Origin of the sequence: Pseudomonas sp. S04, assembly GCF_009834545.1 — a bacterium.
Lineage (GTDB): Bacteria > Pseudomonadota > Gammaproteobacteria > Pseudomonadales > Pseudomonadaceae > Aquipseudomonas.
Genome location: NZ_CP019427.1, coordinates 3,805,667 through 3,819,395 on the forward strand (window position 1 = coordinate 3,805,667; position 13,729 = coordinate 3,819,395).

Here is a 13,729-nt window from a genome sequence, read left to right on the forward strand (position 1 = left end):
TTTGGGTGGGGCTCCGGGGTGCTGAGGATAGCTTAGCGTTGGGGGGTGTGGATTATAGTGATTTGGCGCCCTGCTCTATCTCCGTCAGTTGGTCAGGACAGGTTTTCCAGGAGCTCCAGGGCTTGGTCGAAGTCGTAGGATTGGGCTTGTTGCATCACTTGATTTAACTGTTCGGCCACTCGTGGGCCTGATGCCAGTCCTTGCAGGGTGTGCAAGGCGCTCAGGGCTTGGGCGTCGCTTTCGGCCAGTAGGTCGCGGACGTGGGCCAGTTGGGTGTGCCATTCGCTGTCCAGTGGGGGGACGTCGATTACCGGTGCCTCGTTTAGCTGCGCCAAGCCGGCCAGCAGCGGGGTCAGGTGCTGTTCGACGGCCGCCAGGCGTTCGGCCAGGTCCGGTTCGCTGGCGCCTTGCAGGCACGCTTGCTCCAGGGCACCGGCGGCTTGGGCCAGGGCGGTGGCGCCGAGGTTGCCGGCGGTGCCGCGCAAGGTGTGGGCGAGTCTGGCTGGCGCCGCTGGATCGGCCTGGGTTCGCGCGCTGCGGAATTGGCCGTCAAAGCCTTGTTGGCTGGCGTTGAATTTACCCAGCAGGCGCAGGTAGAGGTCGGTCTTGCCCATGCAGGTGGCGAGGCCGGCGTGCAGGTCGATCCCGGGCAGGCTGGCGGGCAGGCTGCTGGTCGTTGCATTGGCCGCGGCCACCTCGGCGGCAGGGGCGCCGCGCCCTGGACGTGGGTGTATCCACTTGGCCAGGGTGGCGAACATGTCGTCAATGTTCAGCGGTTTGCTGATGTGGTCGTTCATGCCGCAGGCCAGCGCCCGCTCGCGGTCGCCCGCCATGGCGTCGGCGGTCATGGCGATCACCGGCAGGTCGGCCCAGCGCGGCTGCTCGCGGATTTTGCCGGTGGCGGTGTAGCCGTCCATCACTGGCATCTGGCAGTCCATCAGCACGCCGTCGAAGTCTGAGTCGCGCTGCAATTGCTCCAGCGCCTCGGCGCCGTGGACGGCCAGGCACAGTTCGATCCCGGCGCTCTCGAGCAACTCACACGCCAGCTCGCGGTTCAGTTCGTTGTCTTCCACCAGCAGCACCCGCGCGCCACGCAGGCTGGCAATGGCGCTGGCGCTTTGGCCGGAGCGCTCGTTGGCCCGGGTGTCGACCTGGGGCGCCTTGCCGAGAACCGTGCCCAGCGCTTCGAGCAAGGTCGAGGGGGTCACCGGCTTGGTCAGCACCACCGGCAATTGAATACCGTGGCGGCTGGCTTCTTCGCGGGCTTCTTCGCGGCCAAAGGCGGTGACCATGATCACCGACGGAGTTTGTGCCAGTTGGGCGGCATGCATCTGCAGCACCGTCTCCACGCCATCCATGCCGGGCATGCGCCAGTCCATCAGCACCAGGTCGTAGGGCAGCATCCGGGCTTCGGCGTCCACCAGCTTGGCCAGGGCCGTCCGGCCGCTCTGCGCGACATCGACTTCGACACCAAAACTGCGAGCCATGGTCGAGAGGATTTCCCGCGCGCTGGCGTTGTCATCGACCACCAACACCCGGCAGCCGAGCAATTCCTCGGCGGTCAGCATGCGCCGCACATGGCTCTCGCGCTGCAGCCCCAGGCTGACCTCGAAGTGAAAGGTCGAGCCCTGGCCCGGCTCGCTCTCGACCCATATCTCGCCGCCCATCAGTTCCACCAGATGCCGGGAAATCGCCAGGCCCAGGCCGGTACCGCCGTATTTGCGGGTGGTGGAACTGTCTGCCTGACTGAAGGGCTGGAACAGGCGCGAGCACTGTTCGGTACTCATGCCGATGCCGCTGTCCCGCACCCAGAAATGCAGCTGCGCCTGGCCTTCCTCACCACCGCACTGCTCCACGCCGAGCACGATTTCGCCCTGCTCGGTGAACTTGGTCGCGTTATTGCCCAGGTTGACCAGCACCTGGCCGAGGCGCAACGGATCGCCGATCAACCCGGTGGGCAGTTCGGCGGCGATGCTGAACAGCAGTTCCAGGCCTTTGTCCTCGGCCTTGAGGCCAATCATGTTGGCGAAGCCGTCGAGCACGTCCTCAAGATGGAAGGGAATCTGCTCCAGGTGCATCTTGCCGGCCTCGATCCGGGAGAAGTCGAGGATATCGTTGATGATCCCCAGCAGGCTTTCCGCCGAGCGATGGACCTTTTCGATGTAGTTGCGCTGGCGATGGTCGAGCTCGGTGCGCAAGGCCAGGTGGCTCATGCCGATGATGGCGTTCATCGGGGTGCGGATCTCGTGGCTCATGGTCGCCAGGAAGTCGCTCTTGGCCCGGGTCGCCTCCTCTGCCGTCTCGCGCGCGCGCTGCACCTGGGCCTCGGCGATCTTGCGATCGGTGATATCGAAGTACCAGTTGGCCCCCATGCCCCGCTCCCCCTGGGTCAGGGTGACGCTCGACACCAGCACCTCGAAACGCTCACCGTCGGTGCGCTGCAGGCTGGCCTCGAAGTTGAGCACCGCCCCTTGCGCCACCTCGGCGAGAAACCGTTGATGGGCCTCGGGCTCGACCCAGAATTGGCTCAGGTCGCTGCCCTGCAGTTGCCCAAGCTGGCTGGCGAACAAGCGGTCGAATTGCGGATTGCTGTAGGTCGGGCGGCCATCGGCGTCTTTGATCAGCATGGCCACCGGGCTGCTGTCGAGGACCGCGCGCAACTGGATCTCGCTGGCCTTGAGCGCCGCCTGCAGTTGCCGGCGCTCGCTGACATCGCGTACCGAGGCGCACACACACATGCCGCTCCCTTCCAGGCTGGGCAAGCGTGACAGGCTGATCTCGGCGGAAAACAGGCTGCCGTCCTTGCGCACGCCTTGCAGGTCTTCGAGGTTGGCGCCCATCTGCCGGGTGTCGCCGTGGCCGATGAAACCGTCGCGCAGCGCCACGTGACGGCCGCGACTGGCCAGCGGCACGAGGCGCTCGATGGCCGCGCCGATCAGCTCGCCGGGGGCGTAGCCGAACAGTTGATCCAGCTGACGGTTGGTCCTCAGGATGTGCCCACCATCGTCCACTACCAGCATGCCATCGGGCGCCGCTTCGATGATCCCGCGATACCAGGCTTCGGTGGCGCGCAGTGCCCCTTGCTGGGTTTCCAGCGCCTGGGCCTGCGCCTCCAGTTGCAGCGCCTGTTGCGCCACTTCGCTGGCCTGGCGTCGGGTTTGCGCCAACAGGGTCTTGACCGCCTGATTGCGCTCCATGATCGCCATCGCGGCGGCCAGTCGTGGCGTGGCCTCCTGCAACAGTAGCCATTCACGCTCGTCCAAAGGCTGCAGGCTGGCCAACTCGAACACCCCCAGCAGGCGCTCGCCATGCACGATCGGTTGCAGCAACAGGCAACTGGCCGCTACCTCGCCCAGCGGCGAGTGCAACCGCCAGTACTGCTGCGGCAACGCCTGCAACTGTCGCACTTGGCGATCCAGCGCACACTGACCCAACAGGCCGTCGCCGAATGGCACCTGGTCCTTGGGTGGGTGCTCGGAATCGGTGGCATAACCGCCCATCAGCTGCAGCGTGGCGGCGTCTTCCTGGGCGCTGTACAGCACCGCCTGGCAGATGCCGTGCAGGCCCGCGATGTGCAGCAGGAATACCTGCGCCAGTTCGTCCGGGGTGTCGGCCTGCTGCAGGTCGATCTGCAATTGGGCGATATGGCCCTTGATCCAGCGCTGGCGCTCCAGTTGCTGGGACTCGGTCTGCAGTTGGGCGATGGCCCGCGCCAGGTCCCCGGTTTCATTGTTCAGGTCGGTGTGGGGGATCGGCTGGTCGAGCTGCCCGGCGGCCAGTTGATCGACCGCCACCCGCACCCGATTCAGCGGGTTGCGGATCGACTGGCTGGCCAGCCACGACAGCAACAACGCCAACGACAGGCCACCGAACAACAGGATGTAGGTCAGCAAGGTGCTGCGTTCGGCGTACTCGACAATGCCCTTGGCGGTGTCGCGAATCGAGGCTTCCTTGATTTGCGCAATACCGTACAAATGACTGTCGGCCTGCCGGGCGATCCTCTGGAACTCGCTGCTGTTAAGCAGCAATAGCGCCTGGCTCTGCCGACCCTGGTCGATCAACACAAAAGCCTGTTCGCTGTAGCGCTGCAACTGTTGCAGCATCAGGTCGATCTCGGCCAGGCGCGCGAGGTTCTCCGGGCGCTTGAGGGTGACCTTGGCCTGGGCCAGGGCCAATTGCAGGCGTTGCCGGTTGTCAGCCAACTGCTGCAGGGCTTCGACGCGAATCTGCGCACTGTCGGTGCCCACCGCCCGCTGCAGGGTTTGCATCAAATGGGGCAGCTGCACCCGCGCTTCATGCAGGTACTCCATGCCGACCAGTTCCTGCAGATAGAGGTTTTGCATGTCCTGCTTCAGCGATTGCTGAGTGCGCAGGCTTTGCACGCCGAGCACCAGCACCAACAGCAGCAGCGCGGCGAATCCCAGGAGCAGTTTGTGCAGCAGCGCGAGACGCTCGAGCAGGGTGCGAAATCCAGCCATTACCTATCCTCGTGAACCTGATCGAAAAAGCTCCGCACGCGCGGGGTCAAGGCGTCTGCCCGCTGCGTTGCAGGGCCGCCAACTGCACGGCCATGTCCTGGTCGGTATCGGCGAAACGCTGGGCGATCTCCTGGAACTGTTCACAACAGGCCAGGAAGGCATCGCAGATGTCCGGGTCGAAGTGGCTGCCGCGCCCCTGAGTGATGATCTCGACAGCCTGCTCATGGGGCATCCCCGCCTTATACACACGCCGGCTTATAAGCGCGTCATAGACGTCGGCCACCGCCATCAACCGCGCGCTGATGGGGATAGCGTCCGCCACCAGCCCCTGGGGGTAACCGCTGCCATCCCATTTTTCCTGGTGGCTGTAGGCGATCTCCTTGGCCAGGCTGAGGAACTCGGCGCGTATACCCAACTGGTCCTCGGCGCGCTGGATGGCGTCACGCCCAAGGGTGGTGTGGCTCTTCATGATCTCGAATTCCTCTGCGCTAAAGCGTCCCGGCTTGAGCAGGATATGGTCGGGAATGCCGACCTTGCCGATGTCGTGCAGGGGCGCCGACTTGAACAGCAACTCGATGGTCGCCACGCTGAGAAAGTGCCGGAAACGCGGGTGATCCTGCAGATGTTCGGCCAGCACCTTGACGTAGTGCTGGGTGCGGCGGATGTGGTTGCCGGTTTCGTTGTCGCGCGTCTCCGCCAGGGAGGCCATGGCCTGGATCGCCACATCCTGGATAGCGACCACCTCGCGGGTGCGACGCTGCACTTCCTGTTCGAGGTAGTCGTTGTGATCACGCAGGAAGTCGGCCGCCGCCTTCAGCTTGAGCTGGGTGTCGACCCGCGCCAGCACCAGTGCCGGCCTGATCGGCTTGGTGATGTAGTCGACCGCGCCCAGTTCCAGGCCATGGATCTCGTCCTCGGTGCCGGCCATGGCGGTGAGGAAAATGATCGGAATTTCGCGGGTATGAGGATCGTCCTTGAGTCGCCTGGCCACTTCATGCCCGGACAGCCCAGGCATCATCACGTCCAGCAGGATCAAGTCCGGCAGCGAGTCGCCCTGGAGCAGGCGCAAGGCTTTTTCCCCGCTATTGGCGACCTTGACCCGGTAGCGATCCTTGAGCAGGTCGGTCATCAGCAACAGGTTATCGGGCGTGTCGTCGACCACCAGCAAGGTCGCACGGGTGTAATGACTCGGTTGGCTATTCATCGCAGGCCGCTCCCTCGCCAGACATTGGCATCCCCAGGCGGCATTTCCAGCCTGGCGCTGGAAAGCGTAGTTGCAGTTTTGCGCACTTGCCGAACCGTTGCGTGCGGAAAAGAACGGGAGTTTCCTGGCAGTTTTTTAAGCTTTGCTACTATTAGCGAACGGCATCGACACCGACGCCTGCGGCTTGCACAGTCGGCTGACACTTCCCTGGTTTTGAATCACCCCTCTCAACCTGCCTGAGCCCATGGAGTTGCAATGCGCATTCCATTAATTTACGCGTTCTCAGCCGTCCTTTTTGTCAGTGCAGCGGCCAGCCAGGCACAAAGCGTAGCGCCGGCCGCCAGTCCACCCGCCAGCACCACTGCGCCAGCGCCGGTCACGGCAGCGACCAAGGACCCGGTGTTTACCCAGGAACAGCTCGACCAGATGCTGGCGCCTATTGCCCTGTATCCCGACCCCCTGCTGGCCCAACTGCTGATGGCCAGCACCTACCCCGGGGAAATCGCCGAGGCGGTGACCTGGTCCAAGGCCCACCCGGACGCCAAGGGCGATGACGCGGTCAAGCAGGTGGCGAGCCAGCCGTGGGACCCGAGCGTGCAGGCGCTGGTCGCGTTTCCCCAGGTCATGGTCACGCTGGGCCAGGATCCGGTCTGGGTCCAACGCCTGGGGGATGCCTTCCTGGCGCAGCCCGACGACGTCATGGAGGGCGTGCAACGCTTGCGCCGCCAGGCGCAAACCGCCGGTAACCTGCAGAGCAACCAGTACCAGAACGTCACGGTCCAGGCCGCTGCCCCGGCTCCAGCCGCCAGCTCCAGCAGTTCGGCGCCCGCCCCGGCCAGCAGTTCCTCGACCATCATCATCCAGCCCGCCGACCCGCAGGTGGTGTACGTACCCACCTACAACCCGACCACCACCTACGGCACCTGGCCCTACCCGGCCTCGCCACCGGCCTACTATCCGCCGCCGCCCGCCTATTACCCGGGTTCGGCGCTGATGGCCGGGTTGGCGTTCGGCACCGGGGTGGCGATCGTCGGCGCGTTGTGGGGCGAATGTGACTGGGACGACAACGATATCGACATCGACGTCGATCGCTACAACAACATCAATGCCAACAACCGCATCAGCAACAATCAGAACAAGTGGCAGCACAACTCCGCGCACCGCAATGGCGTGCCCTATCGCGACAACCGCAGCCGCCAGCAATACGGTCGCCAACTGGACGGTGCCACTCAGCGTGAGGCCTACCGCGGGGACAACGCCCAGCGCGCCCAGGCTAGGGAAAACGCCCGTAGCTCGATGGACAAGCACGGTATCGAACGCCCCGCCACCAGCAACCGCGAAGCCCGGGACCGGGTGCGCGAAGCCCAGTCCGGTGCCTCGGCGGGCAACCGCATGCAAGCGAGTAACGAGCGGCCACGGACTACGGACCGCAGCCAGGGCACGCCCCGGACCACCCGCGACAATCAGCAGCCGCGCCAGCACAACCGGCAGGTCAATCAGCGCGACCAGCGGCCGGCGCAGGCGCGCCAAACCACGCAAAAACGCCCGGCTGCCACTCAGAGTGCGGCGCGCAACAATGCCTTCGCCGGCGCGCGCTCACCGTCCCAGGTCAATGCCCAGGCCAATCGTGGCCGTGCCAGCCAAGTCTCCGCGCAGCGCCCGAGCGCCTCGCGAGCCGCTGGCCATCAAATCAGTCGACCATCCAGCGCACCCGCGCGCCAACGGGGGAGCCGTCGTTGAATAACCATCCTCGCAGCAAGCCACTCACCGGCCGGCTCCTGCACGCCCTGGGGCTGACTGTCGGCCTGGCCTGGTCGTGCCTGGCCAGCGCCCAGCAGGAATTTGCCACGCCTGAACAGGCCGCCCAGTCGTTCGTCGAAGCGTTGGGCAGTAAACACGCCGACCACGAGCGCCTGACGGCGTTGCTGGGCAATGAGTGGCGTAGTTTCATCCCGCGTGAAGGTGCCGAACGCCAGGATGTCGATGCGTTCATCAAGCAGTACCACGAACAGCATCAGATCGAGCAAACCAGCGACGGCAAGGCGCTGCTGTCGGTCGGCAGCAACCACTGGACGCTGCCGATCCCCCTGGTCAAAAGCGCCAACGGTTGGCGCTTCGACATCAAGGCCGGCGGCGCCGAAGTCCGGGCTCGGCGCATAGGCCGCAACGAACTCTCTGCGGTACAGGCGGCGCTGGCCTATCACGATGCGCAGATGGAATATGCCTCAATCGACCGTGACGGCGATGGTGCCCTGGAGTATGCGCAAAACCTCTTCAGCCACCCGGGCCAGCATGACGGGCTCTATTGGGCAGACGACGACAGCGGCCAGATCAGCCCGCTGGGCCCCTCCTTCGGCAAGACCGTTGCCGGCGAGGATTGGCACGGTTATCACTTCCGCATCCTGCATGGCCAGGGACCCTCGGCACCGGGCGGTGCCTACAGCTACCTGATCGGCGACAAGATGAGCCGGGGGTTTGCCCTGATCGCCTGGCCGGCAAAATACGCCGACACCGGGGTGATGAGCTTCATGATCAGCCATGAAGGCCAGGTGTTCGAAAAAGACCTGGGACCGGACAGCGAGAAGCTGGCCCAGGGGATGACCGTCTTTGACCCGGATGACAGCTGGAAGGAAGTCGGGCCGGACCAAGAGTAACGCGCTTAGCCGCCTGGGCCGGGCTCGTCAAAGGTTCCCGTGCGCACCTCACCGCAGTACACATAACGGGTCAGCAGCACGCCGCCGGGGGTGCTGCTGGACTCCACCAGGGTGAAAGCCGCCGCTTGGGCGCTGTGGTCGAACAGGCGCTTGCCCTTGCCCAGCAGGATCGGAAATATCATCAGCCGCAGTTCGTCCACCAGGCCTGCCACCAGCAGTTGGCGCACCAGATCACCACTGCCCTGGGTCAACAGTTGAGCGCCCTGCTCCTGCTTGAGCGCGCGTATCGACTCCGTCAGGTTGCCCTGCAATCCATGGCTGTTGTGCCAGGCCAGGGTCTCGGGGTGATGGGTGGCTACATGTTTGGGCACGCTGTTGAACAGCTCGGCGATAGTGCGGTGATCGGCATCGGCCTGGCTGTACTGCGGCCAATAGGCGGCGAAGATGTCGTAGGTCCGGCGCCCCAGCAGCAATTCGAACGGCTGGGAAAACAGTGCCTGTATCGCCAGGCCGGAAACCGGGTCGGCATAAGGCACGATCCAGCCGCCATAGCGGAAGCCGCCGCAGGTATCTTCCTGTGGCCCGCCGGGGGCTTGCATCACCCCATCCAGGCTGATGAACGCGGCAACGATAAGTTTGCGCATGGTTATCTCCTGCTGGGGCCTGGTGCGACATCAGCGCCGCGCCTCACTCCTCTTCTCGCAACGCGATGATCCGCCCGGATTTTTCGGCGGCCAGCAGCGTGCCATGGTCGGCGGCATTCTGATCGGCATAGGCGATGGCAAATTTGCCGATGGCCTGGTCGAAGGAGTCGGTCTTGCCCAGGTAACCACTGATGAGCGCCGCATCGCCGGATTTGGCGTGGGCGCGGGCCAGGGTCAGGCCGCACCACTGGGCGTACATTTTCATCCGCGCGGCGGATACGCCTTCAATCGGCGCGGACATTTTCATGTCGCGCAACTGCCGGACAAAAAAACAGCGACCGTTCTGGCTGCGGGTCCAGCCCAGGAAGATATCGCTGGAGGACTGCATCAGGCGCTGCCCGGTGACCACTCGCTGACCGTGGTTGTCGTAGTTGCTCTTGCCGGCATAGGGCGCCAGGACCGAGGGACAGGCCTCCTTGAACTGCAGGAGCAACGGGTGATTTTCCGCGGAAAAGAACAGGCCGACAAAACAGTAGGTACCGACGCTCCCGATGCCCACCGCCTTGACCGCAATGTCTTCCAGGCGGTAACGATCGAACAGCACGCGCCGCTCATGGGGCAGTGACAGCCGATAGTCCTGGAGCGTCAGTTGGACGTTGCGCATGAAACCCTTTTCATACACATGAAACAGGATCGGCGGTTGATCGATCAGGCGTCGGCGCCCGCCGACTTCGCCGCTGATCTTGGGGTAGAGGTAATCACCGACCCGCATTCGCGCCTTGGCGACCACTTGCTCGCGGATTTTCTTGATCTGCGCATTGGGCGCCATGTCGATGATCGTTTGCGCGTCCAGGCAGTCGTACCAGACGTCCATCGGGTTCATCCTGGAAAACCTGCGCAGGTGCTCGCGGTAGGCGCCCACGCAACCGGCGGCGATGGCTCGCGCTTCTTTGTCGCCGAGGTCGTTGTCGCGCGCGGCCACGGCAAAGCTGATCGCCAGGCGTTTGACATCCCACTCCCAGGGCGCGGGCAGGGTTTCGTCAAAGTCGTTGATGTCGAAAATCAGGTTGCGCTCGGGGGTGGCGAACAAGCCGAAGTTCATCAGGTGGCAATCGCCGCAGGCCTGGACCTGGATGCCGGTCGTCGGGGTAGCCGCCAGGTCATGGGCCATCAACCCGGCAGAGCCGCGCAAGAAGGTGAAAGGGCTGCGCAGCATGCGGCCGTAGCGCACCGGCACCAGGTTGGGCAGTCGATAGCGGTTGGATTCTTCGAGCAGCTCGATGGCGTTACGCTGCTTGCGGGCGGGCTTCCACTGGGCGTGTTGGCCATGGGGCAGACGCTCGCGCAATAACGCACCGGCGTACAGCCGCTCCTTGCGCGACTGAAAAACCTGTTCGTCACCGGTGTCATCCGACGGCTCTGGATTGCCGGCGGCAGGCCTGCTTTTTGGCGGGGGCATGTGCCCTCCTACGCTCAACGAAGTCTGATTCGCTTGGGCACAGGACCTGATAATTCGACTGTTCCATCAGCCCGCAGAAGACAGGTGCGGCGGTAGGCTAGAAAGCGCCAAAGCTAATGGTTCAAGCGTAGCAGCTCTTATCCTGGTGGCCATTATGGCGGGCAACGGAAAAGGTGTTGGCTTGAACAGCAGGCTGCCCGGGCGAACGCGACGCCTTGGCATCGCGTTCGCCTGGCACTCAGTGAGGGGCGCGGACGATGGTCTTGAGCAGGTCCGCCGGGCTGATGTGCCCGACTACCTGCTGTTGCACGCCACTGCCCGGCTGGGGCAGGTCGAGGATGTGGCCCTTGATCTTGCCGACCACGTGCATCTCGCAGGGTTTGCAGTCGAACTTCAGGGTCAGCACTTCGTCGCCGTGGATCAGTTGCATCGGCGCGACCTTGGTGCGCACGCCGGTGACACCCTTGGCCTGTTTCGGGCACAGGTTGAAGGAGAACCGCAGGCAGTGCTTGGTGATCATCACCGGCACCTCGCCGGTCTCCTCGTGGGCCTCGAAGGCCGCGTCGATCAGCTTGACCCCATGGCGATGATAGAAGTCCCGGGCTTTCTGGTTGTAGACGTTGGCCAGGAACGACAGGTGGGACTCCGGGTACACCGGCGGCGGACTGGTCTCGGCTTTGCGTCCACCCCTGGGATGGGCCTCGACCCGGGCTGCGGTCAGGGCTTCGATGACGTCGCGGCGCACCGCCTTGAGCTGGGAGTTGGGGATGAAGTAGGCCTGGGGCGCATCCAGTTTGATCGCAGCGGCGTGATACTGGGTGGTGCCCAGTTGACCGAGCAGATCGCGCAGTTGCTCCAGGGCCTGCTCCGGTTTGTTGGCGACGCCGAACGGGCCTGCGAGGGCGACGCTGGCACTGATGCCCTCCTCGCTGGTGGCCGTCAGCTCCAGGCGCTCTTCACGCAGCTGCACGTGCCAGTCAACGCCCACCCGGCGTTCGGCGGAGGTCTTGAGCAGGGCTTGCTGCCAGTTGTGGTCGAGATTGCGATTGAGCGGGTGATTTGGCCGGGCCTTGTACAAGTCCGCAGGCATCTCGTTGGGCTCGACGCGATAGCGGTAGCGCTTCTCGCCGTCCTCCTCGAACTCGCCCTTGGCCTCGGCGATGTTGGCTCGAAAGCCCACCACTTCGCGCTTGATCAGCACGTTGAGGCCGTCACCGTTGGACAGCGGCTCTTGCGTGACCACTTGCAAATCGCGCTTGCCGACTTTTTCGACGATGCCCACCGGCAGGCCGGTAAAGGTCGGCGTGTCGAAGGCGCCAATGTCGATCTTGCGGTCACTGACGAAGTAGTCGGTGCTGCCACGGTGGAAAGTCTTTTCCGGGTCCGGCAGGAAGAAGTGCGCGGTGCGGCCGCTGGAGGCGCGGGCCAGGTCCGGACGGTCTTCGAGCACATCATCCAGGCGCTGGCGGTAGTAGGCCGTGATGTTCTTCACGTAGCCCATGTCCTTGTAGCGCCCCTCGATCTTGAACGAGCGCACGCCGGCTTCCACCAGGGCGCGGATGTTGGCGCTCTGGTTGTTGTCCTTCATCGACAGCAAATGCTTCTCGAAGGCGACCACACGACCCTGGTCGTCCTTGAGGGTATACGGCAGGCGGCAGGCCTGGGAGCAGTCGCCCCGGTTGGCACTGCGGCCGTTCTGCGCATGGGAAATGTTGCACTGGCCGGAAAAGGCCACGCACAAGGCGCCATGGATGAAGAACTCGATCGCCGCGTCAGTCTCGTCGGCAATCGCGCGGATCTCCTGCAGGTTCAGCTCGCGCGCCAGCACCAGCTGGGAGAAGCCGGCCTGGTCGAGGAACTTGGCCCGGGCCAGGGTGCGGATGTCGGTCTGGGTGCTGGCGTGTAGCTCGATCGGCGGAATATCCAGCTCCATCACCCCCAGGTCCTGGACGATCAGCGCGTCGACGCCGGCATCGTAGAGCTGATGGATCAGCTTGCGCGCCGGCTCCAGCTCGTTGTCGTGCAGGATGGTGTTGATGGTGGTGAACACCCGGGCATGGTAGCGCCGGGCAAATTCCACCAGGCCGGCGATTTCGCTCACTTCGTTGCAGGCGTTATGCCGCGCACCGAAGCTCGGTCCACCGATGTACACGGCGTCGGCGCCATGCAGAATGGCCTCGCGGGCAATGGCGACATCGCGGGCGGGGCTGAGTAATTCCAGATGATGTTTAGGCAGGGACATATTTTTTTAGTCGACTTGTCACGGTAGGTGCGCATTGTAGCGGCGAATCGCCGGAGCGGCACCCGTGTGCTGCCAGGTGGCGGCCGTTGCCTGGGCAAGGCCGCCGTCCGAGCCCGTCGACTCAGGCCTTGGCGGCCATCGCGGTGACTTCCACACGCATCCCTTCAACCGCCAGGGCGGCCACGCCCACGGCGGCGCGGACTGGCCATGGCTTGGCGAAGAAGCGCTGGTACACCTGGTTGAAGGCGGCGCGGTCGGCCATGTCGGTGAGGTAGATGGTCAGGTGCAGCACCCGGTCCATGGAACTGCCGGCCTTCTCCAGCGCGACTTTCAGCGCCTGCAAGGTGCACTCGCTCTGCAACTCGATATCACCCAGCTCCAGGCTGCCGTCGGCGCGAGTAGGAATCTGGGTGGAAACCAGCAGGCCGGCGAAACCGGCAACGTCGGAAGAGATCGAATCGGCGTCCGGATCGGGGATGAAGGTCAGGTCTTGATTAGCCATGGGTGCTCCTGCTTGAGGGGGAAAAAGTCCCGCAGTCTACCGCCCCATCGCGCCCACGCTGAGTGATCCGCTGGAAAAAAATCCCAGGCACGGAAAAACCCGCGTCACGACCCAGGCCGGCGCAGCAGATTTTACGAGAAAGATTGCTTTGGAAAATGGCAGGGGCGGCTGGATTCGAACCAACGCATGGCAGGATCAAAACCTGCTGCCTTACCGCTTGGCGACGCCCCTGCAGATGTAGCGACGAGTGCTGGGCACTCACTTGCTGAACCCTTGCACGACTGACGACCCGGTAAAGGCCAGTGCAAGAATGCGCGGAAATTTACCAAGTTTGTTCGAGCCTGGGAAGCTTTTTTTTAACAAATTTGTTTGAAAACAGCTACTTGCTCATAAGTAATGGCCATGAGCGGCGTTCCCGGGCAGTTTTTTCCAGCTTTTGCTCGGCCAGACTTGCGCTTGGCGACAGTGAGCTAAGCTTTGAGCAGCTCATTGCACACGATGCTCATGCTGCAGGTTTTGGGGTTTTCTGGAGAGCGTCTGCAACGA

Annotated in this window: 8 protein-coding genes and 1 tRNA gene; 2 read left to right on the forward strand and 7 right to left on the reverse strand. The window is 63.9% G+C overall.

The window, feature by feature from the left end:
* Nucleotides 1-92 precede the first annotated feature (92 nt).
* Both PspS04_RS16850 and PspS04_RS16855 read right to left on the reverse strand, forming a co-directional pair.
* Nucleotides 93-4,478 (reverse strand): response regulator, encoded by a 4,386-nt coding sequence (locus PspS04_RS16850; RefSeq protein ID WP_159996721.1) that lies wholly within the window; start codon nucleotides 4,476-4,478, stop codon nucleotides 93-95.
* 46 nt (nucleotides 4,479-4,524) lie between these two features.
* A complete protein-coding gene (locus PspS04_RS16855; RefSeq protein WP_159996723.1) occupies nucleotides 4,525-5,682 on the reverse strand; it encodes a response regulator in 1,158 nt (385 codons plus the stop codon).
* 255 nt (nucleotides 5,683-5,937) lie between these two features.
* On the opposite strand from PspS04_RS16855, the gene PspS04_RS16860 reads away from it, so the two are divergent.
* Both PspS04_RS16860 and PspS04_RS16865 read left to right on the forward strand, forming a co-directional pair.
* Nucleotides 5,938-7,422 carry a DUF3300 domain-containing protein gene (locus PspS04_RS16860; RefSeq protein ID WP_159996725.1) on the forward strand — a complete coding sequence of 495 codons (1,485 nt, stop codon included), beginning with the start codon at nucleotides 5,938-5,940 and terminating at the stop codon, nucleotides 7,420-7,422.
* Between the two features lie 38 nt (nucleotides 7,423-7,460).
* Nucleotides 7,461-8,336, forward strand: a complete 876-nt coding sequence (locus PspS04_RS16865) for a DUF2950 domain-containing protein (protein WP_159998866.1) — start codon at nucleotides 7,461-7,463, stop codon at nucleotides 8,334-8,336.
* A 5-nt stretch (nucleotides 8,337-8,341) separates the two neighbouring features.
* On the opposite strand, the gene PspS04_RS16870 is transcribed toward PspS04_RS16865, so the two are convergent.
* The 5 genes from PspS04_RS16870 to PspS04_RS16890 form a co-directional block, all read right to left on the reverse strand.
* A complete protein-coding gene (locus tag PspS04_RS16870; RefSeq protein WP_159996727.1) occupies nucleotides 8,342-8,980 on the reverse strand; it encodes a dihydrofolate reductase family protein in 639 nt (212 codons plus the stop codon).
* A gap of 43 nt (nucleotides 8,981-9,023) precedes the next feature.
* A complete protein-coding gene (locus tag PspS04_RS16875) occupies nucleotides 9,024-10,439 on the reverse strand; it encodes a DUF2252 domain-containing protein (RefSeq protein ID WP_159996729.1) in 1,416 nt (471 codons plus the stop codon).
* Nucleotides 10,440-10,677: 238 nt separating this feature from the next.
* Nucleotides 10,678-12,681: a peptidase U32 family protein gene (locus PspS04_RS16880; protein WP_159996731.1), complete on the reverse strand. Its 2,004-nt coding sequence runs from the start codon at nucleotides 12,679-12,681 to the stop codon at nucleotides 10,678-10,680.
* A 121-nt stretch (nucleotides 12,682-12,802) separates the two neighbouring features.
* Nucleotides 12,803-13,183, reverse strand: a complete 381-nt coding sequence (locus PspS04_RS16885; RefSeq protein ID WP_095171602.1) for a RidA family protein — start codon at nucleotides 13,181-13,183, stop codon at nucleotides 12,803-12,805.
* A gap of 156 nt (nucleotides 13,184-13,339) precedes the next feature.
* Nucleotides 13,340-13,414, reverse strand: a tRNA-Gln gene (locus PspS04_RS16890).
* Nucleotides 13,415-13,729: the final 315 nt, after the last annotated feature.